This is a genomic window from Roseibium sp. AS2, assembly GCF_038900065.1.
In the GTDB taxonomy this organism is placed as follows: Bacteria; Pseudomonadota; Alphaproteobacteria; order Rhizobiales; family Stappiaceae; genus Roseibium.
The window spans coordinates 100,671-122,702 of the sequence record NZ_JBBMQN010000008.1 but is presented as its reverse complement, the minus strand read 5'-3'; the positions used below and the strand labels follow the sequence as shown (position 1 = coordinate 122,702).

17 protein-coding genes are annotated in these 22,032 nt (G+C 62.0%); 5 read left to right on the top strand and 12 right to left on the bottom strand.

Annotated elements, in window-relative coordinates:
• Window positions 1-6 precede the first annotated feature (6 nt).
• The 5 genes from WNZ15_RS21655 to tpiA form a co-directional block, all read right to left on the bottom strand.
• Window positions 7-1,164 (bottom strand): efflux RND transporter periplasmic adaptor subunit, encoded by a 1,158-nt coding sequence (locus tag WNZ15_RS21655; protein WP_342895110.1) that lies wholly within the window; start codon window positions 1,162-1,164, stop codon window positions 7-9.
• A gap of 316 nt (window positions 1,165-1,480) precedes the next feature.
• Entirely contained in the window at window positions 1,481-2,305 is an 825-nt protein-coding gene (locus WNZ15_RS21650; RefSeq protein ID WP_342895109.1) for a VOC family protein, read from the bottom strand.
• 82 nt (window positions 2,306-2,387) lie between these two features.
• Window positions 2,388-4,016: a CTP synthase gene (locus tag WNZ15_RS21645; RefSeq protein WP_342895108.1), complete on the bottom strand. Its 1,629-nt coding sequence runs from the start codon at window positions 4,014-4,016 to the stop codon at window positions 2,388-2,390.
• 133 nt (window positions 4,017-4,149) lie between these two features.
• Window positions 4,150-4,530: a preprotein translocase subunit SecG gene (secG, locus tag WNZ15_RS21640; protein WP_342895107.1), complete on the bottom strand. Its 381-nt coding sequence runs from the start codon at window positions 4,528-4,530 to the stop codon at window positions 4,150-4,152.
• 271 nt (window positions 4,531-4,801) lie between these two features.
• Window positions 4,802-5,566, bottom strand: a complete 765-nt coding sequence (gene tpiA / locus WNZ15_RS21635; protein ID WP_342895106.1) for a triose-phosphate isomerase — start codon at window positions 5,564-5,566, stop codon at window positions 4,802-4,804.
• A gap of 226 nt (window positions 5,567-5,792) precedes the next feature.
• Here tpiA and WNZ15_RS21630 point away from each other — a divergent pair, with 226 nt between their 5' ends.
• From WNZ15_RS21630 to glp, 5 genes are read left to right on the top strand one after another with little or no spacing between them, the layout of a single operon-like run.
• Window positions 5,793-7,685 carry a SurA N-terminal domain-containing protein gene (locus WNZ15_RS21630; protein ID WP_342895105.1) on the top strand — a complete coding sequence of 631 codons (1,893 nt, stop codon included), beginning with the start codon at window positions 5,793-5,795 and terminating at the stop codon, window positions 7,683-7,685.
• Window positions 7,686-7,708: 23 nt separating this feature from the next.
• Entirely contained in the window at window positions 7,709-8,722 is a 1,014-nt protein-coding gene (trpD, locus tag WNZ15_RS21625) for an anthranilate phosphoribosyltransferase (protein WP_342895104.1), read from the top strand.
• 3 nt (window positions 8,723-8,725) lie between these two features.
• Window positions 8,726-9,538 (top strand): indole-3-glycerol phosphate synthase TrpC, encoded by an 813-nt coding sequence (gene trpC, locus WNZ15_RS21620; RefSeq protein WP_342895103.1) that lies wholly within the window; start codon window positions 8,726-8,728, stop codon window positions 9,536-9,538.
• Window positions 9,539-9,546: 8 nt separating this feature from the next.
• A complete protein-coding gene (gene moaC, locus WNZ15_RS21615) occupies window positions 9,547-10,059 on the top strand; it encodes a cyclic pyranopterin monophosphate synthase MoaC (RefSeq protein ID WP_342895102.1) in 513 nt (170 codons plus the stop codon).
• Window positions 10,059-11,264: a gephyrin-like molybdotransferase Glp gene (gene glp, locus WNZ15_RS21610; RefSeq protein ID WP_342895101.1), complete on the top strand. Its 1,206-nt coding sequence runs from the start codon at window positions 10,059-10,061 to the stop codon at window positions 11,262-11,264. Before moaC ends, glp begins: the two co-directional genes overlap by 1 nt.
• 17 nt (window positions 11,265-11,281) lie before the next feature.
• Here the strand turns inward: glp and WNZ15_RS21605 are convergent, their stop codons facing one another.
• From WNZ15_RS21605 to WNZ15_RS21575, 7 genes are all read right to left on the bottom strand, one after another.
• The gene (locus WNZ15_RS21605; RefSeq protein WP_342895100.1) at window positions 11,282-12,610 is read right to left on the bottom strand and encodes an HlyD family type I secretion periplasmic adaptor subunit; all 1,329 of its coding nucleotides are present in this window, start codon (window positions 12,608-12,610) and stop codon (window positions 11,282-11,284) included.
• Window positions 12,611-12,612: 2 nt separating this feature from the next.
• Entirely contained in the window at window positions 12,613-14,364 is a 1,752-nt protein-coding gene (locus tag WNZ15_RS21600; RefSeq protein ID WP_342895099.1) for a type I secretion system permease/ATPase, read from the bottom strand.
• 287 nt (window positions 14,365-14,651) lie between these two features.
• Window positions 14,652-15,452: a xanthine dehydrogenase family protein subunit M gene (locus WNZ15_RS21595; protein ID WP_342895098.1), complete on the bottom strand. Its 801-nt coding sequence runs from the start codon at window positions 15,450-15,452 to the stop codon at window positions 14,652-14,654.
• Between the two features lie 180 nt (window positions 15,453-15,632).
• Complete coding sequence (locus WNZ15_RS21590) at window positions 15,633-17,993, bottom strand: xanthine dehydrogenase family protein molybdopterin-binding subunit (RefSeq protein WP_342895097.1); 2,361 nt, start codon at window positions 17,991-17,993, stop codon at window positions 15,633-15,635.
• A gap of 206 nt (window positions 17,994-18,199) precedes the next feature.
• A complete protein-coding gene (locus WNZ15_RS21585; RefSeq protein ID WP_342895096.1) occupies window positions 18,200-18,691 on the bottom strand; it encodes a (2Fe-2S)-binding protein in 492 nt (163 codons plus the stop codon).
• Window positions 18,692-18,822: 131 nt separating this feature from the next.
• A complete protein-coding gene (locus WNZ15_RS21580; protein WP_342895095.1) occupies window positions 18,823-19,527 on the bottom strand; it encodes a carbon monoxide dehydrogenase subunit G in 705 nt (234 codons plus the stop codon).
• Between the two features lie 261 nt (window positions 19,528-19,788).
• The gene (locus WNZ15_RS21575; protein ID WP_342895094.1) at window positions 19,789-22,032 is read right to left on the bottom strand and encodes an EAL domain-containing protein; all 2,244 of its coding nucleotides are present in this window, start codon (window positions 22,030-22,032) and stop codon (window positions 19,789-19,791) included.

Sequence of the window (22,032 nt, the reverse complement as noted above, 5' to 3'; positions counted from 1 at the left end):
CTGGCTTTACTCCACCGGCTTGGTGGCAAGAACCGGTGTCACGACGACACCTGGCCGCACTTTCTGCAGGCCCTCCACGATGACTTCCGTTCCGTCGTCCAGTCCCTTGGTGACGACAAAATTGGCCGCCACCTGCGCGCCGAGTTCGACATATTTCTGCTCGACCTTCTTGTCGGCCGTGATCGCCAGCGCGAAAGCGCCCTGCTGGTCGCGCTGTATCGCGGCCTGCGGCACCATCAGAGCGGTCTCGGTCTTGGGCGCCTCCAGAACAACGGTGACATAGGTTCCGGACAGCAGCCGCGTGTCGCTGTTTTCAAACTGGCCGCGGAAGGAGATCGTCCCGGTGGCCGCATCGACCTGATTGTCGATGTAGACGATCTTGCCTTTTTCGCCGTAGGGCTGCCCGTTCGGCAGCACCAGATTGATATCGGGAGATTTTTCCGGCGAGATGTCTGCCGGATTGATGCCATGCGTTTTCACCGCGTTGAGATACTCGGCTTCGCTGACCGAAAAACTGACATAGACCGGGGCCAGCCGGATGAGCCTGGCGAGGGCCTGCGTGTCGGGGCCGACCACTTCGCCGACACTGTAGGTCGTCTTGCCCATCTGGCCGGGAAACGGCGCCTTGACGTCCGTATAGCTGAGGTTGAGTTCGGCTTCCTCCTGCGCCGCTTCCGCCGCGTCGACCGAGGCATCCGCCTGCTCTTTCTGGGCGAGCGTCGCTTCGTAGGCGGCCTCCGAAACATGGCCCTTTTCCAGAAGGTCCTTGTCACGTTTCTCGTCGGCTGCCTTCAAGGCGGCGTCGGCTTTCGCGCTTGCCAGATCGGCTTTCGCCTTGTTCAGGGAGGCCTCATATTGCGCCTTCTCGATGGTGAACAGGAGATCACCCTTTTTGACGATCGATCCGTCCGGAACCGCTTTTTTTTCCAGAAACCCGCTGACGCGGGCAACCAGGTCCACCTGATCGACGGCGGCGATCTGACCGACGAATCGCGTGCTTTGGCGAATATCCTGACTGCTGACTTTCGCCACGGTCACGGATGGCGGCGGCGCTTTGGGCGCGGCTTGCTTCTTGCTGTCATCGGAACAACCGGCCAGAAAAACCGATGTTACCGCGGCAAGGGCAAGGAAACGGGACGTCGAGACGAAACGCAAAAAGGGCATTATGAAACTCCGCTGGCCGGCCGCCGGGTCGCTGCGCGTGCCTGGCCTCACTATAAAAGGGCTGAATGATTCAACAAGAGGCTAATGTGCCCGTGTTTTTCAATTCACAAGGGAATTTCACCTGCATTTTCAATCCCGGACACCCTCTCACATGGAAGTGACCGTCAAACGACACGTCTTCGGCCCAACGGGCGGCATGACGAGACGCAAAGACCGGGCGGCCAGATCGGCTTGCCGGACAAGGCGACCAGACAAGGTGGCCAGCCAGGGGGGCTGAAAAGGTGACCATACGGGGCTGCCAAATCGGGCAGCCTGACTAATTCGCGGGAGACAGGATCAGGGTCAGGCCCGACAGCCGGTCGGCGGGCACGGTCCTGCGTTGTTCAAGCCCCTTGCAGGCCACGTCCAGAGCCGCGATCCTGGGCAGGCTGCCCCTGGCACCGGCCAATGCGTCCGGTCCCAAAAGGGATTCGTAGGCATGGGGCGTCACCACATGAATCTTGCCCCGCGACGTGGCGATCTCCAGCCCGAGACTGGTGGCACGCATTTCGCGCTGACCGGTAAAGCCGCCGAGAAATTCGTGATGATCGGAAGGGTCTTCGGCGAGCAGATAGACCGCGCGAACGGACGTCGCGCCGTTCCGGTGTTTTTGGAAATCGGGTTTCCAGAAACTGTCCGGATAGCGGTTGCAGCAGGCGAAATACCCGATTTCGGGGCTCAAAGGATTCTCGGCGAAGGTCAGGTCAAAGGCGACCTTCGCGGTTGAGCCGTCCGGCAGATTGGCGATGCGCTCGAAGGAAAACGGCTCGAACAGCGTGAGACCGGCTTTCTGAAAGTCGGACCGGTCCTGCTCAGCGCCGGAACTGTCCAGCACCAGCATGCTGGCCCCTTGCCGTTTTTCAAGAAAGTCCCGGTTGAAGGCACCGAATGAAAACACCCCGGGGGAAGCCTCCACAATCTTTTCGGGCTCGACAACACTCAAGAGCTCGATGAAGAACCCGTCCAGTTGGACAAGCCGGTTGGCAGTTCCCCAGGCGTGCCGGTTTTCCGGGGTCACGGTGAAACCGAGTTCCTCGAACGCCCGACCGGCGGCCTGGTGATCGTTCACCGCTACAACAACGTGATCCAGTCCGCGCACCATGGCCCTGCCCTCTCGTCCCCAGCCTTCTCGTCCCCAGCCTTCTCGTCCAATGCCTACTCGTCCAATGCCTGCCACCGGCGCCCTAGACGAGCCGGCTTTGCTGAACAGCCGCACCGATGAACGAGGCGAACAGCGGATGTGGCTCGAACGGACGGGACTTGAGTTCCGGATGATATTGCACACCGACAAACCAGGGGTGGTTTGCGATTTCGACCGTTTCGGGCAGAACGCCGTCCGGAGACGTTCCGGCAAAGATCAGGCCGCATTTCTCGAGCTGCTCACGGTAGCCGATATTCACTTCATAGCGGTGACGATGCCGTTCGGAAATGTGGGTCGCGCCATAAATGTCGGCGATCCGGGAGCCGGACTTGAGGGCCGCGGGATAGGCGCCAAGCCGCATCGTGCCGCCAAGATCGCCTTCCGAATCGCGGACTTCCCTGGCATTGCCCTTGGTCCATTCGGTCATCAGTCCAACAACCGGTTCCGGCGTCGGACCGAATTCGGTCGAGTTGGCCTGCGTGATGCCCGCAAGATTGCGGGCGGCTTCCAGAACCGCCATCTGCATGCCGAAGCAGATGCCGAAATAGGGAATCTCGCGCGTGCGGGCGAAATGCGCCGCGGCAATCTTACCTTCCGACCCGCGTTCGCCGAAGCCGCCCGGCACCAGAATGCCGTGCACGCCTTCCAGATAGGGTCCCGGATCCTCCTTCTCGAAGGTTTCCGATTCGATCCATTCGAAGTCGACCTTCACCCGATTGGCGATACCGCCATGGACCAGCGCCTCGATCAGCGACTTGTAGGCATCCTTGAGCACCGTGTACTTGCCGACAATCGCGATCTTGACCTCGCCCTCGGGATTCGCAACGGCTTCCGAAATGCCTTCCCAGCGGTCGAGGGTGGGTGCGGGCGCGCCCTTGATGCCGAAGGCTGCCAGCACTTCGTCGTCGAGACCTTCCTTGTGATAGGCGATCGGCACGTCGTAGATCGACTTCACATCATAGGCCGGAATGACCGCGCTTTCACGCACGTTGCAGAACAGCGACAGCTTGCGTTTTTCCGTCTCCGGGATCGGCCGGTCACAGCGGATCATAAGGATGTCGGGCTGGATGCCGATGGAACGCAGTTCTTTCACCGAGTGCTGGGTCGGCTTGGTCTTCATTTCCCCGGCACTAGGAATATAGGGCATCAGGGTCAGGTGAACATAAACCACGTCGCCGCGCGGCAGATCGTTGCCGAGCTGCCGGATCGCCTCGAAATAGGGCAGACCCTCGATATCGCCGACCGTCCCGCCGATTTCCACCAGCACGAAGTCATAGCCTTCATTGCCGTCGAGAACGAAATTCTTGATGGCATCGGTCACGTGGGGAATGACCTGAACGGTTCCGCCAAGGTAATCGCCGCGCCGTTCCTTGGCGATGATGTCCTGGTAGATCCGGCCGGTGGTGATGTTGTCCTGCTGGTTGGCGGGCCGCCCGGTGAAGCGTTCGTAATGCCCCAGGTCGAGATCCGTTTCGGCACCGTCGTCGGTGACGAAGCACTCGCCGTGCTGATACGGGCTCATGGTGCCCGGATCGACATTGAGATAGGGATCGAGCTTGCGCAGTCGAACCTTGTAGCCACGCGCCTGGAGCAATGCACCCAGAGCCGCCGAAGCCAGACCTTTACCAAGCGAGGAGACCACGCCGCCAGTGATGAAAATATATCGCGCCATGGACCGATACCATATTCTTGCCGAGGGCGTCTTGGCCACTCTGGAGTTGCGTTCTCAACACATAAAAATGCCCTGCGAGTTCAGCCGCAGGGCATATGTCGGATGAACGGGCCGTTCGGCCCTCTCGGCCGCCTTACTGCGCGGCCGGGACCTGGGGTCCGGAAGGTTGGCTCTGCTGTTTCAGCGAATCGAGGATGCCGCCGGTCCCGCTGTCCGCCGGCGTGTCACCGGTCGCAGGAGCGCCCTGGGTCGCAGTGGGCACCGCGTCCAGAATGGATCCGGGACGTTCCTGGTTCTTCGCGATCAGGCTGAGCGCCAGGGACGTCACGAAAAATCCGACCGCCAGGATCGCCGTTGCGCGCGTCAGAATGTTCGCTGTGCCCCGGCTGGACATCAGGCCACCACCCCCGCCACCGCCTATACCAAGCGCGCCGCCTTCGGATCGCTGAAGGAGGACAACAAGCACCAGGGCCAACACGACCATCAGGTGGATGACGATGACTACGGTTTCCATCGAATGCCATTCTGTATGAATTCAAGATTGGCGGCCTTCTACACCAGACGCCACCAGCTTTCCACCCTTCAATTGCGCCTTCGTCACACAAGCTTCAAGAGCCGAGCGCGTATCTCGTTCACCTGGACCCGTTTAATGGCGGCAAACCGCCCATCCGCAGTAGCGCGCCGCTTGCACGAGGTTTGCCCGCTCATGCACGCGGCACTGCAAGATGCCCGCCGTTTCCGGGTCCTTCGGGTTGGGCCGGATTGCGCGCTATTCAGCCCGGATCCTAGCTCCGTGAATAAGCGTCCAGGATACCAAGGAAGTCGTCCGCCTTGAGGCTGGCACCGCCCACCAGGGCACCGTCCACATTGCTGACCGCCATCAGTTCTCCGGCATTCGCCGGCTTGACCGACCCTCCATAGAGCAGGCGCATGGAACCGCCGGCATCGGCCAGGCGGCCCACCAGGGCCTGCCGCATCGCCTTGTGCATATCGGCAACGTCGCCCGCGGTCGGGGTCAGGCCGGTGCCGATTGCCCAGACAGGCTCATAGGCAATCACCGTGTTTTCGGCTGTGGCTCCATCCGGCACGGATCCCTCCAGCTGCCGTTCAACAACACTGACGGCGTCTCCGGCCTTGCGTTGTGTTTCGGTCTCCCCGACACAGATGATCGCGACAAGGCCCGCCCGCCAGGCCGCCTGTGCCTTGGCTCTCACGTCCGAATCGGTCTCGCCGTGATCCGCCCGCCGTTCCGAATGTCCGACGATCACGGCGCTGGCGCCGGCATCGGCAAGCATTTCCGCCGATATGTCACCCGTGTGGGCGCCCGAGGCTTCGGCGTGACAATCCTGTCCCCCGACCGCCATCGCGCCCTTGCCGGCCTTGTCGGCCAGCGCCGCGATGAGCGTTGCCGGTGCGCAGATCATGGCGTCCACGGATTCGGCAAGGTCGTCCGGAATTCCGGCGATCATCTTGTAGAACTCCGCCTGGTTCGATTTCAGGCCGTTCATTTTCCAGTTACCGGCCACCAGCGGTTTGATCCTGGCGCTCATGTTCCGTTTCTCCCGCAGATGATATGAATTTTGCTGCCTATAGAGCAGAAGCGCGGGGGCGTTGCAATCGTCCCGTAAGTGGCTAAAAGCAATTAGGCTCTGAAGTTGACCGATGCCGCCTTGCGGCCACGGCACCACCTCTTTATGATCCGCCCGCTCCGGCAAGGCCGGCCCTGAGATCAGCCCTGTTTGCGGCTGCTGGAATAAGAAGAATACGGGAGACGTCATGCTCGACGCGCTGCGCAAGGGCGCTGGCACCTGGCTTGCCAAGATTTTCATCGCACTGCTGATTTTCAGCTTCGCCGTCTGGGGCGTGAGCGGGTTCCTGACCGGTGTCGGCCAGAACACCGCGGCAAAGGTCGGCGACACGGATGTCTCCCTTTTCGACCTGGACCGGACCTATCGTCAGGATCTCAACCGGGTCAGCCAGCAGTTCGGGCGTCAGCTGACCCCGGCAGAGGGCGCCACGCTCGGCCTGTTGCAGCAATCGCTCGGCAAGCTGGTCGCGGAGGCCGCCCTGAACGACACCGCCAACCAGATGAACCTCGGCGTCTCCGATGACCGTCTGGCACAGATCATCCAGAGCGACCCTGCCTTCCAGGGTCCCGGAGGACGCTACGACAGGAACAGGCTGCAGCAGGTTCTGCAGTCGAACGGCTACCGTGAAGACGAGTATGTGGTCCAGCGCCGCAAGGTCGCCGAACGCGGCCAGCTGGCCGAGGGGCTCGCCGGCGGCATGAAGGCACCTGCAGCCTACGTGGAAGCCTTCGATGCCTTTCAGGGCGAAAACCGCAAGGTGGATTATCTTTTGATCGCACCGGATTCCATCGGCGAGATCGAAGATCCTTCCGACGAGGTTCTCAAGGCGTATTTCGAAGACAACCTGTCCGACTTCCGGGCACCTGAATTCCGGGAAATCAAGTATGTCGCGCTGACGTCGGATGCGCTTGCGCGCCCGGACGACATCGCTGCGGAGGATGCGCGTTCCGAATATGAACGCCGGCAGGACGATTTCTACCAGCCGGAGCGCCGCAAGATCCGCCAGATGTCGTTCCCGTCCGAGGAAGCTGCCAATGAGGCGGCCGAGGCACTGGCGAACGGCAAGACATTCGACGAATTGATGGCCGAACGCAATCTGAACGCCAACGATGTGACCCTGGGTGTCATGGCGCGGGCCGACTTTCTGGACGAAGCCATTGCAGAGGCCGCCTTCTCCCTGGAAGAGGGATCAACCAGTGGTAAGGTCGACGGCCGGTTCTCCACCGTGATCGTGAATGTGGAAGAAGTTCTCCCGGAAAGCACACAGCCATTCGAGGACGTTCGGGACGACATCGTCCAGAGCCTTGCGACGGAACAGGCAGAACGGGAAATTCTCGATCTTCTCGACGAGATCGAAGATGCCCGGGCCGGTGGCGCGCTGCTTGACGAGGTCGGCGAGCGGTTCTCGCTGCCGGTCGATGCTCCGGCAGCCTTTGATGCGTCGGGCAACGGCGTTGCGGGCGAAACGATCGACCTGCCGGACGCCGAAGGTCTGGTCGCCGGAACCTTCCAGAGCGATATCGGCATCGAGAACGATGTCCTGCAACTGGGTGGCCAGGGGTTCCTCTGGTACGACGTGGTCAAGGTCATCCCTGCCCGCGACCGCACCCTGGACGAGGTCCGCGCGGATGTGATCGAAGCCTGGAAGCGGGACGAACTTGCAAGCAGACTTCAGGACACAGCCGTGGATCTGCTCGCCAAGGCCGAAACCGGAACACCCTTCTTCGCACTTGCCGCGCAGTCCGGGCTCGAGGCCCGGACTGCTTCCGATCTCAAGCGCAATACGCCGTCCGGCGATCTGGGCCGTGAGGCGATAGAAGCGGTGTTCGGCGGGCCGGTCGGCACGACGGCGGAAACCGTTTCTGCCGACGGCACGGGACGGCTGGTCCTGAAAGTCACCGGTTCGACCGTTCCGGAGTTCGACCCCGCCGCGTCGCAGGCAGCAAGTATCGGCGGCCAGCTTTCCCGGCAATTGTCGGACACGCTGCTTGGCCAGTTCATCACGGACCGCGAGAACAAGGCGGGCGTCGAAATCAACAACGCCGCAGTCAGCCAGATTCTGGGACTGAACGAATACTGACCTGAAGTGGGTGGACAGACTTCATGAGCACATTCAAGGACCTGATCGCCAAGGTCGCGGACGGCCATGCCCTGAGCCTCGACGAGGCCAGGGAAGCCTTCGAGGTGATCCTGTCCGGTGCGGCCACTCCCTCCCAACTGGGCGGCTTCCTGATGGCGCTGCGCGTGCGCGGCGAAAGCATCGCCGAGGTCACAGGCGCTGTCGCCACCATGCGCTCGAAGATGCTGCCGGTGGTGGCACCGGAAGATGCCATCGACATCGTCGGTACCGGTGGCGACAATTCCGGCAGCTACAACATCTCGACCTGTACCGCGTTGGTGGTCGCCGGCTGTGGCGTGCCTGTCGCCAAGCACGGCAACAGGTCCCTGTCGTCGAAATCGGGCGCCGCCGAGGCCCTGGCGGAACTTGGCGTCAATATCGACATTGGTCCGGAACAGATATCCGATTGCCTCCACAAGGCCGGCATCGGTTTCATGTTCGCTCCGCTCCATCATGCGGCGATGAAACATGTCGGTCCGACCCGGGTAGAACTTGGCACGCGGACAATTTTCAACCTGCTCGGGCCCCTGTCCAATCCGGCGGGCGTCAGCCGGCAGCTGGTCGGTGTATTTGCCCGAAAATGGGTGGAACCGGTTGCGGAAGCCCTGAAGGCGCTGGGGTCCCGGAAAGCCTGGGTCGTGCATGGCTCCGACGGCATGGATGAAATCACGACAACCGGCCCAACGTTTGTGAGCGAACTCAGGGACGGCGAGCTGAGATCGTTCGAGATCTCGCCACAGGATGTCGGACTGCCGATCGCCAATCCCGCGGACCTGAAGGGCGGCCTGCCGGCGGAAAACGCAAGGGCGCTGCGTGAGGTCCTGGCCGGAACCCGGAATGCCTATCGCGACATCGTCCTCTTCAATGCCGCAGCCTCACTGCTGGTCGCGGACAAGGTGAGCGATTTGAAGACCGGCGTCGAGCAGGCTGCTCAATCCATTGACAGTGGCTCGGCGGCGGACACACTTGAAAAGCTTGTTGCAGCGTCGAACGGATAGAACATGGCCGATATCCTCCAGAAAATTGAAGCCTATAAACGCGAGGAAATCGCCGCTGCGAAATCCGCGACGCCGCTGCCCGATCTCAAGGCCCGGCTGAACGATGTCTCCGCGCCGCGCGGTTTCCTGAAGGCGATCGAGGCCAGATGTGCCTCCGGCGACTATGCACTGATCGCGGAGATCAAGAAGGCAAGCCCGTCCAAGGGCCTGATCCGGGAGGATTTCGATCCCCCGCTTCTGGCCAGGGCATATGAGGCCGGCGGAGCGGCCTGCCTGTCCGTTCTCACCGACGCGCCCTCCTTTCAGGGCAGGCCGGACTATCTGACTTCGGCCCGGGATGCCGTCGCCCTGCCCGCGCTGCGCAAGGATTTCCTTTACGATCCCTACCAGGTCTATGAGGCCCGCGCCTGGGGTGGCGACTGTATCCTGATCATTCTCGCCGCGGTGGACGACGACACCGCAAGGCGGCTCGAGGACACGGCGTTCGACCTGGGCATGGACGTGCTTCTGGAGGTCCATGACAGTCAGGAGCTTGATCGCGCGCTGAAGCTTTCCTCTCCGATGATCGGCATCAACAACCGCAACCTGAAGACCTTCGAAACCCGGCTGGAAACCAGCGAGGAGCTGGCGCCCAAGGTACCGGACGACCGCATCGTGGTCGGAGAATCCGGGTTGTTCACCCCGGCGGATCTGGACCGGATGAACAAGGTCGGCATTGCCGCGTTCCTGATCGGAGAGAGCCTGATGCGGCAGGACGATGTCGCCGCCGCGACGAAAACCCTGTTGGCGCGTCCAGCTCTTTCACCAGCGCAATAGGACGGACAATGGGCGGGCCTGATCCCAAACTGACTCATCTGGACGAGGCCGGCGCCGCCAACATGGTGGATGTCTCGGACAAGAACGTCACGCATCGGATCGCGGTGGCGCGCGGCTCTGTCACAATGCGGCCGGAAACGCTGGAACTGATCCGCTCCGGCAATGCCAAGAAGGGCGACGTTATCGGCACGGCCCGTCTTGCCGGAATTCTCGCCGCCAAGAAAACCCATGATCTGATTCCCTTGTGTCACCCCCTGATGCTGTCCAAGGTCACCGTCGACATCGAACCCGACGAGACACTGCCCGGGCTCGTCGTGACCGCCTTGACCAAGGTCAGCGGCCAGACCGGCGTCGAGATGGAAGCTCTGACCGCCTGTTCCCTGGCTTGCCTGACCATCTACGACATGGCCAAGGCCGTCGACCGCGGCATGGTCATCGGTGACATCCGCCTCGTCGAGAAAGCCGGTGGCAAGTCCGGCCACTGGACACTGGAAACCGACGGCAGCCAGGGCGGCACCTGATGAGCCTGATGCCCGTCGAGGAAGCCTTGCGCAAATTGCTGGCGGACGCTGCGCCGACAGAAACAGAGCAGGTGCCGCTTGCCCGGGCGAACGGCCGCATTCTGGCGGCGCCGCTCGTATCCACACGCACGCAGCCGCCTTTTGCCGCCTCCGCCATGGACGGCTATGCCGTTCGACACCGGGACTTGCAGGAAGACCGGACACGGCTGGAAGTCATCGGCGAAGCGCCGGCCGGGCACGGGTTCACCGGTCAGGTGCAGGCTGGCCAGGCTGTGCGCGTCTTCACCGGAGCGCCGGTTCCCGAGGGCGCCGACACCATTCTCATTCAGGAAAACGCCAGTCGCGACGGCGATCGCATTACCGTGCTTGAACCTCCGGCAATCGGCGCCCATGTTCGGCCTGCCGGCCTCGATTTTGCCGAAGGCGACGTCCTGCTGGAGCCGCCACTCAAGCTGAGCTACCGGCATCTTGCACTCGCTGCTGCCATGAACCATGCGGTTCTCCCGCTCCGCCGGCAGCCCAGGGTGGCGATCCTGGCAACCGGCGACGAACTGGTCCGGCCCGGCGCCACGCCCGGCCCGGACCAGATCATAGCGTCCAACCATGCGGGCATCGCCGCCCTTGTCGAGGATTGCGGCGGGGCACCGGTCGATCTCGGCATTTCGCCCGACAATCCGATAGCGCTGGCGGAACACGTGCGCGGTGCCATCACCGGACACGCGGATATTCTGGTCACGCTCGGCGGGGCTTCCGTTGGTGATCATGATCTCGTTCAGGAGGTTCTTGGCCAGCAAGGCATGGACCTCGCGTTCTGGCGCATCGCCATGCGTCCCGGAAAACCGTTGATGGCCGGCAGGCTCGGCGCGACCAGGGTGCTTGGTCTGCCAGGCAATCCCGTCTCAAGCCTGGTCTGCGGGCTGCTGTTTCTGAAACCGCTGATCAGGGCGCTGCTCGGGGCGCCGGTCGAGACCGGCCTCCCGTCGACCGCCGTGCTGGCAACTCCCCTGGCTCAAAACGATCGCAGGCAGGACTATGTCAGGGCGACCCTGTCGGAAGACGGCAACGGGCGCCAGATTGTAACGCCGTTCTCCAGGCAGGACAGTTCCATGCTGAACCTTTTGGCCCGCTCGGGCGCCCTGATCATCCGTCCCCCGCATGCGCCGGCGGTTGATGCGGGATCCGAAGTCCCTGTTCTCAGGCTCTGAAATCAACGGGTTTCCGGTCACCGCTCCCGTAAGGCATGGGCGATCTGGTCGGTCACCGGCTTGACCAGGTAGCTCAACACCGTCCGGTCGCCGGTTTGCAGGAAGGTTTCGACCGGCATGCCGGGCACCAGCGCCTTGTCGCCAAGTTTCCTCAGTTCCGTGTCGTCGATCACCAGGCGGGCAACGTAATAGCTGACGCCGGAACGTTCGTCCTCCGTCAGATCCGCCGACAGTGTCAGCAGCTTCGCATTCAGCTCAGGTGTTGTCCGCTGGTCGAAACTGGGAAAGCGCACCCGCGCGCTTTGTCCCGGCGACATCTGGTCGATATCGACCGGACGGACCTGTGCTTCCACGATCAGTTGGTCCTCCCTGGGAACAATCTGCATCACGGTTTCGCCCGGAGCGATGACACCACCGATCGTATGCACCGAAAGCTGATGAACGTAGCCGTTTCTCGGAGCCAGAATGTCGACCCGGGTCAATTCGTCCTCGGCCGCTATCTGCTGCTCTTCAAGCTGGGCAATGCGCGAGCGCACTTCCTGCAATTGTTCAAGAACTTCCGCCCGATAGGATTCCTCGATCTGGAGGATCTGGATCCGCCGCTCGCTGATGGCTTCCTTCGTCTGGGCAATCTGCGCAATCAGGTCGCCGTATTCGCCCGCCAGACGGGCCTTTTCACGCCGCAGCGCGATGACGCGGCTCTTGGAGACAAGCTGCCGGTCCAGCAAGCCACTGAGATCGGCCAGTTCCTCCTCGATCAGCTCGATCTCCGAGTCCTTGGCCGTCACCTGGGCTTCCAGGCCCTCCGTCTGCTTGTGGAACTGGAGGATCTGCTCTTCGAGCTGGTTCTGACGCCCGACCTTGGAGTTCCGGCGTGCTTCCAGCAGCATCTGCTGTCCGCGTTCGATTTCTCCCAGAGTGGCCCTGCGATCCTCGGGCCAATCGATGCTGTCGCGCTCATCCCGCTCGGCCTGCAATCTCAGGGTCTGGGCGGTCAGTTCGGTCAGCTGTTTGGTGATGACGGCCAGGTTGGCTCGGGTCACCGTGTCGTCAAGGCTGATCAGCAGTTCCCCTGCCTTGACCGTGTCCCCCGCCTTCACACGGATGTCGCGGACGATACCGCCTTCCCGGTGCTGAACAAGCTTGGTGTTGGTTTCCACCACAATGGTCCCCATGGAGACCACCGCCCCGGAGATTTCCGTGAAGGCCGCCCACCCCCCGATACCGCCGACGACCGCAATCGCGACGAACAGCGCGAACACCAGGTGGTTGCGCACCGTGCGGCGCAGCAGGTCATCGGCCCCTTGCGGACCGGATTGGCTGCCCTGATCGGATTTCCCGGGCATCGTCACCGTCCCGTGACGCCGCCGGCACGCATATTCTGCACCGGCTGCACCACCTGTTTGAGAACATCTTCCTTCGGCCCGAAGCCGGCCATCTTGCCGTCCTTGAGGCAGAGGATCTTGTCCACCGTTGCAATCGCGCTCGGACGATGTGCAATGACGACCACAACCGATCCCTTCTCGCGCATGGCCCTGATGGCATTGGTCAGAGCCCCCTCGCCCTCCGCATCCAGATTGGAATTCGGCTCGTCCAGGACGACGAGAAATGGATTGCCGTAAAGCGCCCTGGCCAGGGCCATCCGCTGACGCTGGCCCGCGGACAGCAAGCGCCCGGCTCGGCCGATCACGGTGTTGTATCCTTCCGGCAGTCCGACGATCAGGTTGTGAACATCGGCGAGCTTTGCCGCCTCGATGATCAGGTCCGGCGTCGCCCCCGTACTGAAGCGCGCGATGTTTTCGGCAATCGTGCCGTCGAACAATTGCAGGTCCTGGGGCAGATAGCCGATGAATTCGCCGCGCCGCCCGCTCGGCCACTGGCCGAGTTCCGCCCCGTCATACCGGATGACGCCCTTGAGGGCCGGCGTTGCGCCGACCAGCGCCCGCGCAAAGGTCGATTTGCCCGATCCGGACGGACCGATTATGCCCAGACCGTCGCCTGCCTCAAGTTCAAGTGAAACATTCTGGACAAAGGGCGTGGCCTCCCCGAAGGGGCCGCAGAACACCTGCTCGACCGTTATCCTGTCCGTTGGCAGCGGCAGGTCCATTTTTTCGGGTTCCGCATCGGCCACCTGCAGAACTTCTCTCAGACGGCGCAGTGCCTGGCGGCTGGCCACGAAGCCGCGCCACTGGGCGACGGCCTGTTCGATCGGCGCCAGTGCCCGCGATGTCATGATCGAGGACGCGATCATCACGCCCGGCGTAATCTCCTGCAGGATGGCCAGCCAGGCGCCCACCCCGAGAATGGCCGACTGCAGCACGAACCGGATGGTCTTGATCGTGGTGCCGAACAAGCCGGACCGGTCGGCGGCCCGGCGTTGTGTCGCCAGGTAGTCGCTGTTCTGCGCATCCCATTTGCCCGTCAGCGCATCCTGCATGCCCATCGCGGTCACGACTTCGGAATTCCTCTGGCCGATTTCCACGTCCGAGGAGCGACGGCCGGCATGTCCCGCCGCCTCTTCGGCCGGCCCCCGTGACAGCAACTCGTTCAGACCGATCAGCACCGTGATGACAACCGCTCCCGCAAGCCCGACCGCGCCCAGAAGGGGATGAAACAGGAAAACGATCCCGAGATAGAAGGGCAACCAGGGAATGTCGAAGATCGCCGCCGGGCCCGGGCCGGAGAGGAACTGGCGAACGGTATCCAGATCCTGTACGGGCCGCAGGCGGGCAGCCTTGCGCCCCAGGCGGACCGGCAGGCTGGTGGACACCCGGTAGACGATCCCGGACAACCGCGCGTCGACCCGCTGGCCAAGCCGGGCCAGGATCCGGCCCCGTACGCCCTCCAGAAGGCCGTAAAAGGCATACAGGACAATGGCCAGGGATCCGATCACGACCAGTGTCGGCACGGAGCCGCTCGACAGCACCCGGTCGTAGACCTGAAGCATGAACAAGGGGCCGGTCAGCATCAGGATGTTGATGACAAAGCTGACCAATGCGACGCCCCAGAAGGCCTTGTGAACGGGCTTGAATGCAGTGGCTACCGGATTTTCTTCTGTCCGCTTGCCGCCATTCAGGCTCCGGTGCCGTGTTCCTGCCATTCAGTCCCCTGTTTCCATTCCGGCCGCATGCAACCGAAGCGTCCGGTACATGGTCCGGCTTCGGCAGCATTCATGTGACACCATTTTCACACGAGATTTCTTTCAACAAATACGAAGTCACTTGCAAAGGTTTCAAAGTCAATTGACCCGGTTTTCCGTTTCGCCGGAAGCTCCGGTCCGGCAAGCGAAAAAACATGCCGTCTGTAGATCCTATCAGCCCGTTCCCTGAAAAAAAATGCCCGGCCGCGAAACGGCCGGGCTGAAATCGCTTTTTGTCCGCGCGCACGTCAGCCGGCGGCAGCCACAGCCCGTTTGGCCATCACGGTGACCAGGTTGGCCCGGTAGCGGGAGGAGCCGTGAATATCCTGCAGCATGCCGCCGGAATCGACAGCGATGCCGGCAACCGCATCCGGTGACCAGTTGGCCGCAAGGGCAGCTTCCATGTCGCCGACACGGAACACCCCGCCGTCACCGGCGCCGGTCACGGCCACGCGCACGGATCCGTCGCCCCGACGGGCGACGAACACCCCGGCCATGGCATAGCGGGACGCCGGGTTCGGGTATTTGGCATAGGATGATTTTTCGGCTGCCGGGAAAGAGACCGAAACCACGATCTCGTCGTCCGCAAGCGCCGTCTCGAACATTCCGACAAAGAAGTCTTCGGCCGAAAGCGTCCGTTTGCTGGTGGTAATCGTGGCTTCCAGCCCGACAAGCGCCGCCGGATAGTCGGCCGCCGGGTCGTTGTTCGCGATCGAGCCCCCGATCGTCCCCATGTGACGGACAGCGGGATCGCCGATCCCGCCCGCAAGACCCGAAAGACCGGGGAGCTTGCTCTTGATCAGCGCGGAGGCCGCGACTTCGGCATGGGTCGTCGCGGCGCCGATGACGATCTGGCCGCCGTCTTCGCGAATGCCCTTCATGTCGGGTATCCGGGTCAAGTCCACCAGGTCCGACGGCGCTGCCAGCCGTTGCTTCATGGTCGGCAGCAGGGTCTGCCCTCCGCCAAGAAATTTTCCGTCTTCCGCCTTTGCGATCAGCTGGGCCGCCTCGGCCACCGATCCGGCACGGTGATAATTTGTTTCGTACATTTCGCGTCTCCCAAAAGAATGGGTTCAGGTTTCGTCAAGTCTGTCGGCGTTGAATTCGGCCGGCGGCGAGGAACCCGTCGAAGCGCCCGTCCACCTTCGCTCACCCGTTTCATCAATCGAACGGGTGCATTCATGGCGTTCAAGCGCAGTCGATCGGAGATCCGCCACCACCTGCCTCATTTACTCCGCAGCCTCCCGGGTGGCCGGCTGGCACAGCGACCAGACCCTTTCCGGCAGGGCCGGCATGGACAGGTTGTTGTTGCCGATCGCGTCGGTGATCGCATTCATCACCGCAGGCGGCGAACCGATGGCCCCCGCCTCGCCGCAGCCCTTCATGCCGAGCGGGTTGCCCGGACATTCGGTGACATGCGTCGACAGCTGATAGGACGGCACGTCGTCGGCGCGCGGCATGCAGTAATCCATGTAGGAGGCCGTCAGCAGCTGGCCGGTCTCGTCATAGGACGCGTTCTCCAGCAGCGCCTGTCCGATGCCCTGCGTGATGCCGCCATGCACCTGGCCTTCCACGATCATCGGATTGATGATGTTGCCGAAATCGTCCGCGGCAACAAAATTGACGACCTCGGTCTTGCCGGTTTCCGGATCGACCTCGACCTCGCAGACATAGGTGCCCGCCGGGAACGTGAAGTTGGTGGGATCATAGAACGCGCCCTCCTTCAGGCCCGGCTCCATGCCTTCCGGCAGATTGTGCGCCGTATAGGCGGCGAGCGCCACCTCGGTGAAGGACAGTTTCTTGTCCGTACCGGCGACCTTGAGTTCACCACCCTCGATCTGGATGTCCCCCTCGGAGGCTTCCATCAGGTGCGCAGCGATCTTCTTAGCCTTGGCTTCAACCTTGTCGAGCGCCTTGACGATGGCCGACATGCCGACGGCTCCGGAGCGGGAGCCGTAGGTTCCCATGCCGAACTGGACCTTGTCCGTGTCGCCATGAACGATGGCGACCGAGTCGGTGTCCAGTCCGAAACGCTCGCTGATCAACTGCGCGAAGGTGGTTTCGTGACCCTGGCCATGGCTGTGGGATCCGGTCAGGACCTCGATCGTCCCCACAGGGTTCACCCGCACCTCGGCGGATTCCCAAAGGCCGACACCGGCGCCCAGCGAGCCCACCGCCGCGGAAGGAGCAATGCCGCAGGCCTCGATGTAACAGGACAGGCCGATGCCGCGCAGCTTGCCCCGCGAGGCGGCTTCCGCCTTGCGCGCCGCGAAGCCGTCATAATCGGCGGCAGCAAGGGCTGCATCCAGGGTCGCGTCATAGTCGCCGGCGTCATAACACATGATCACCGGTGTCTGATGCGGGAACGACCTGACGAAGTTCTTGCGGCGGAACTCCGCCGGGGACAGCCCGACCTCGCGCGCCGCCGTCTCCATCATCCGCTCCACCAGGTAGGTTGCCTCCGGACGGCCCGCGCCGCGATAGGCATCCACGGGCGTGGTGTTGGTATAGACCGTCTTCACATTGGCATGGATCGCCGGAATGTCGTACTGGCCCGACAACAGTGTGGCGTAGAGATACGTCGGCACCGACGACGAGAACAACGACATGTAGGCGCCGATGTTGGCGACGGTCCTGACCCTGAGGCCCAGAATCTTGTTGTCCGCATCCAGCGCCAGTTCCGCCTCGGAGCGATGATCCCGGCCATGGGCATCGGTGAGGAAGGCCTCGGTCCGGTCCGACACCCATTTCACCGGCCGTCCGACGCGTTTGGCGGCCCACAGGCACACCATTTCTTCCGGATAGATGTAGATCTTCGAGCCGAAACCGCCACCGACATCCGGCGCGATCACACGCAGCTTGTGCTCGGGCGCCACATTGTAGAACGCGGACAGTACAAGCCGGGCGACATGGGGGTTCTGAGAGGTCGTATAGAGCGTGTAATGCTCTTCGGCGTCGTCATACCCGGCGAGAGCCGCCCGGGGCTCCATCGGATTTGGAACCAGACGGTTGTTGTGAATTTCCATGCGGGTGACATGGGCCGCCTTTTCGAAGGCGGCTGTCGTGGCAGCGTCGTCACCGATCTCCCAGTCGAAGATCAGGTTGCCTTCGGCTTCCGGATGAAGCTGCGGCGCACCCGGCTGCAGGGCGGCAACCGGATCGATCACGGCCGGAAGCGCTTCATAGTCGACAACCACGGCGTCGGCGGCATCGCGCGCCTGAGCCTGTGTGTCCGCGACGACGACCGCGACAGCCTGCCCCACGTGGCGCACGATTTCCGGCTCGAGGGCGCGCCACGCCCCCATTTTCATGGGCGACCCGTCCTTGGAATGGACCATCCATCCGCAAATCAGGTTGCCGATGCCATCACCGACCAGCTGGTCACCGGTCAGAACCGCGTCCACCCCCGGCATCTCCAATGCGGCGCTTGCGTCAATACCGGTCACTTTCGCATGCGCATGGGGCGAACGGACGAAGGCCGCGTATCCCATCCCCGGCATGTTCATGTCATCGGTATAACGGCCCTTGCCGGTAATGAAGCGCTTGTCTTCCTTGCGCAGGGCGCGGGCGCCAATCCCCTCAACTGCCATGATCTCTCTCTCCCAAATGTCTGTTCCGGTTCCGCCTGGACCGGATAATTCTTCAACCGGCGATGCCGGCGTCCGCCCGACGGGCGTCTGTCTGCTTCAGGCCCTGGCGGTCTGCCGAAACCCGGCGATTTCCTCCCGGCAGGTTTCAGCAAAAGGTCCTGGTGTCCCGGCGCGGTCGGTCCGCGTCAAGCGTGAACGCTTGCCGCCTACTCCGCGGCCTGGGCCATACCGGCCATCTGGTCGGATGCGGCCTTGATGGCCTTGACGATGTTCTGATAGCCCGTACAGCGACAGATATTGCCTTCCAGCTCATGCCGGATTGTGGTTTCGTCGAGGTTGCCGGCGCCGTGCCGCTGGATCATGTCGACAGCCGTCATGATCATGCCCGGCGTGCAAAAACCGCACTGCAGGCCGTGATGCTCGCGGAAGGCCGCCTGCACCGGATGCAGATTGCCGGCGTTCCCCAGTCCTTCCAGTGTCAGCACTTCACTGCCGTCGGCCTGGGCCGCCAGCATCGTGCAGGATTTCACGGCCTTGCCGTCCACCTGAACGACACAGGCACCGCATTGCGACGTGTCGCAACCGACATGGGTGCCGGTCAGTCCGCGAGTCTCGCGGATAAACGATACGAGCAGCGTACGGTCTTCGACATCCGCCGAAACCGTCTTGCCGTTCAATACCATCGATACTTTCGACATGAATTTCTCTCCCTCATGCAATTCCCTGGGCTGTTGCCCGTGCGTCCTCCGGCGTTTTCACCGTGTTTTATGGGGGGCTTCGACGCGCGCCGCAGTCAGGCCCCGACCGTTTCAAGTTTCAATTCGTCCGGTCAACTCGCCAGAGCAAGGACCACGATAAGCGCGCCGAGGGCAATCAGACCCCAGACCATCGGCCCGCCGAACGCATTGCGTTCCGCAGCGGCCTCGATGTTTTCCTCCACCTTGTGGATCCGGTCCTCGACAGCATGCTCGGCGTCATCGATGGCGATCCGCTTGGCCTCCTCGGCAACGCCGGGATCCAGTTCCGCGTCCACTGCCGAGCCTGCTGTCGCCGTCGCACCGGTCTGTGCATCGCTGCCGCTCCGCGACGCGCTGTCACTGGCGACAATTTCGGAAAATTTTGTGAAGAAATCATCCGCCATCTTCCGGGCAGTCGAATCGATCAGACGGCTGCCGAGTTGGGCGAGCTTGCCGCCGACCTGTGCCTGGGCTTCATAGGTGAGAATGGTCCCCTCACTGTCTTCCTGGAGACGGACATTAGCCCCGCCCTTGGCGAAGCCTGCCACGCCGCCCTTGCCCTCGCCCCTGATCGTATAGCTCTCCGGCGGATTGATGTTTTCAAGCGTCACCGCACCCTTGAACTTGGCCTTGACCGGACCGATCTTCGACGTCACGGCAGCGACCATCTCGGTGTCAGACGTCTTTTCGAGGCTGTCGCAGCCCGGTATGCAGATTTTCAGAACGAGCGGATCGTTCAATGCAGCCCAGACTGCGTCCCGACTGGCCGGAATCAGATGGGAGCCGTTCATGTCCATGTCAATTCTCCCCAGGTCGTGCTTTTTCGCGCTTTGGCAATTTCAGCAATAACTCTAGCAATACGCAACGGTAAAGTTACATATCCCGCAAGCGGTTTCGCGTCATGAGAGCGTGTTTCGTGCAAATATTCAATTGCTTAAATGCAAGAGACTTCAATTTGGCAGGTCTTGTCGGAGCAAGGTCCCGCGCGGACCGTCCGGCCAGGGGCTGCAAACGGGCACGTGACCCCAACGTGATCCCGGATTCCGGCCTTCAGGGCCTCAGCCGAAAGCCACCCCCGGTTCGATCGATTTCTCGATGAAGGAGGACAGGCCGTCGGAGCTCTGCGGCTTGGAATAGAGATACCCCTGCAGGTAGTCGCATTGCAGCTCCTGCATGATCTTGCGCTGCGTGATCGTCTCGATCCCTTCTGCAGTCACGTCCAGGTCAAGTGCCTTGGCCACGGCGATGATGGATTTGACCACCGCCAGCTCATCCGCGTCCTGATCCATGTTCATGATGAAACTGCGATCGATCTTGATCCCGTCCACGGGCAACTTGCGCAGGTAGCTGAAGGAGGAATATCCGGTCCCGAAATCATCGATGACGACTTTCGCGCCCTTGTCGCGGAGCCATGTCAACAACGAGATCGTGACCTGGTCGTTGCTCAGGAACAGGCCTTCGGTGACCTCGAACACGAGCCGATGCAACGGCAGGCCGGCGGCCGAAGCGGCATCTTCAATGTCCTTGTAGATCCGGTTGGTCTGCACCTGCTGCGGGGACAGGTTCACATTCAGCCGAACATCTCCGGACAGGCCCTGCAGCCGGCTGAATTCCGAGAACGACGTCATGAACATCCAGGCGCCGATTTCGGTGATCAAACCGCTCGCCTCGGCTGCTTCAATCATCCGCGCGGTGTTCATGAACGTTCCGGACGGCGTGCGAAAACGCATGAGCGCTTCGAACGAGGCCAGGGATTCGTCTTTCGCCAGCATGATCGGCTGGTAATGGACGGAAAATTCCATCTGGTTGCTGCTGCTGGTCAACAGGGACGCAAGCCGCAGCCGCTCGAAAGCGGCCTCCTGCATTTCCGGATGAAACACCGAATGGCTGGTGTGCCCCTGCTGGCGAACATTGTTCAGCGCGATCGAGGCAAACCGGACCAGCTGCTCTGCGTTCTGGTTGTCGGCGGTGCCCGCAGCAAACCCCAATCGCATGCGCAAGGAAATCTGGTTGTCGTCGAGCGTGATCGGTTCCTGAAAGGCCTCCTCGACCCTGGCGACCACGTCCTCGACCCGGTTGGCATCGCCGCCCTTGAGCAGGATCAGGAATTCGTCCTTTTCCTTGCGCGCGATCGTCAGCGCGTCCGGAAACGTCTGAGACAGGCGGTGTCCTGTCTTTTTCAGCACCGCACCGGCTTTTTCGTCGCCGATCCCGTCGACAATCACCCGAAATCGCTGGACATCGGCATGAACCACCAGCAACGGCGTGCACTTGGCCGCGTTGCGCTGGAAGGTTTCGATGAAACCGGAAAAAGTCGACAGACCGGTGATCCGGTCCACATAGGCCAGGTTCCGGATATGCTCCAGCAGGCCTGTTTTCTCATACCCGAGGGCAACATTCGACACAAAGAGCTTGAGAAGTTCCGATCCGACCAGCTCTTCCAGAAGGTCTTCCGCAACATCAAGGTAGAGCGCACCGGCCATCCCGTTTCTGGTCACCAGCGGCAAGGCCACGCCTGTCGATGACCGGCAGGTCTCCCGGGTCTCGGCACATTTGACGACACAGCCCCGGACCGCATCGTCGCTGATGACGTCGACAGGCAGGTCGACCTTGTCCTCGAAACAGCCCGTCGCGGCCAGCACGCGGATATTTGTCCGGTCGAAGGCACCGTACCCTGGAAGGGTTTCCAATCCGCAAAGAAGGCAGTCAACGGGTTGACCAACGAGTTCGGAAACATGTTCCACCACAGCGGATGCAAATTCACTGAGAGCGTTTTTTTCGACGATTGCGGAAAAATGCGCGTTCAGTTGCTGCAGTTTTCTCCGGTTTGTCTCCAGAGACATCACAAGCTTGTAGCCGCGCAGACCGGTGACCACCGCCGTGATCAGCTTGGTTCGCGAAAGTTCTGCCTTTTCCGTATAGCCATCTATGTCGAACTTCATGATCACGTCGGTCTGCGGCGCGTAGCCCGGCTGACCGGTGCGCAGTATCAGACGCGTGAAATGGTTCTTGAGCTCTGACCGGATCCAGCTGACGAGACCGAGACCGGCGGTATCGCTCTCCATCACCACGTCGACAAGCGCAACAGCAATGTCCTGCTGTTCCTCCAGAATCTCGCGTGCTTCCCGAGCCGACAAGGCGTGCAGCAATTCGAATGCGCGGTTTTCAAACATGCACCCGGCCACGGCGATCTTGGTCACTTCGTGCACGTCGGGATCGTCATCGACGATGAGAATTTTCCAGGGGTTCCTGGTCGTTGTCCTGACTGCCGGCTCCGAAGGCGCAAGAAAATCCATCACCAT

Bases quoted from the DNA above. Each gene is read 5' to 3' on its own strand.
- WNZ15_RS21655 (WP_342895110.1), bottom strand. From the start codon at position 1,164: ATGCCCTTTTTGCGTTTCGTCTCGACGTCCCGTTTCCTTGCCCTTGCC.
- WNZ15_RS21650 (WP_342895109.1), bottom strand. From the start codon at position 2,305: ATGGTGCGCGGACTGGATCACGTTGTTGTAGCGGTGAACGATCACCAG.
- WNZ15_RS21645 (WP_342895108.1), bottom strand. From the start codon at position 4,016: ATGGCGCGATATATTTTCATCACTGGCGGCGTGGTCTCCTCGCTTGGT.
- secG (WP_342895107.1), bottom strand. From the start codon at position 4,530: ATGGAAACCGTAGTCATCGTCATCCACCTGATGGTCGTGTTGGCCCTG.
- tpiA (WP_342895106.1), bottom strand. From the start codon at position 5,566: ATGAGCGCCAGGATCAAACCGCTGGTGGCCGGTAACTGGAAAATGAAC.
- WNZ15_RS21630 (WP_342895105.1), top strand. From the start codon at position 5,793: ATGCTCGACGCGCTGCGCAAGGGCGCTGGCACCTGGCTTGCCAAGATT.
- trpD (WP_342895104.1), top strand. From the start codon at position 7,709: ATGAGCACATTCAAGGACCTGATCGCCAAGGTCGCGGACGGCCATGCC.
- trpC (WP_342895103.1), top strand. From the start codon at position 8,726: ATGGCCGATATCCTCCAGAAAATTGAAGCCTATAAACGCGAGGAAATC.
- moaC (WP_342895102.1), top strand. From the start codon at position 9,547: ATGGGCGGGCCTGATCCCAAACTGACTCATCTGGACGAGGCCGGCGCC.
- glp (WP_342895101.1), top strand. From the start codon at position 10,059: ATGAGCCTGATGCCCGTCGAGGAAGCCTTGCGCAAATTGCTGGCGGAC.
- WNZ15_RS21605 (WP_342895100.1), bottom strand. From the start codon at position 12,610: ATGCCCGGGAAATCCGATCAGGGCAGCCAATCCGGTCCGCAAGGGGCC.
- WNZ15_RS21600 (WP_342895099.1), bottom strand. From the start codon at position 14,364: ATGGCAGGAACACGGCACCGGAGCCTGAATGGCGGCAAGCGGACAGAA.
- WNZ15_RS21595 (WP_342895098.1), bottom strand. From the start codon at position 15,452: ATGTACGAAACAAATTATCACCGTGCCGGATCGGTGGCCGAGGCGGCC.
- WNZ15_RS21590 (WP_342895097.1), bottom strand. From the start codon at position 17,993: ATGGCAGTTGAGGGGATTGGCGCCCGCGCCCTGCGCAAGGAAGACAAG.
- WNZ15_RS21585 (WP_342895096.1), bottom strand. From the start codon at position 18,691: ATGTCGAAAGTATCGATGGTATTGAACGGCAAGACGGTTTCGGCGGAT.
- WNZ15_RS21580 (WP_342895095.1), bottom strand. From the start codon at position 19,527: ATGGACATGAACGGCTCCCATCTGATTCCGGCCAGTCGGGACGCAGTC.
- WNZ15_RS21575 (WP_342895094.1), bottom strand. From the start codon at position 22,032: ATGGTGATGGATTTTCTTGCGCCTTCGGAGCCGGCAGTCAGGACAACG.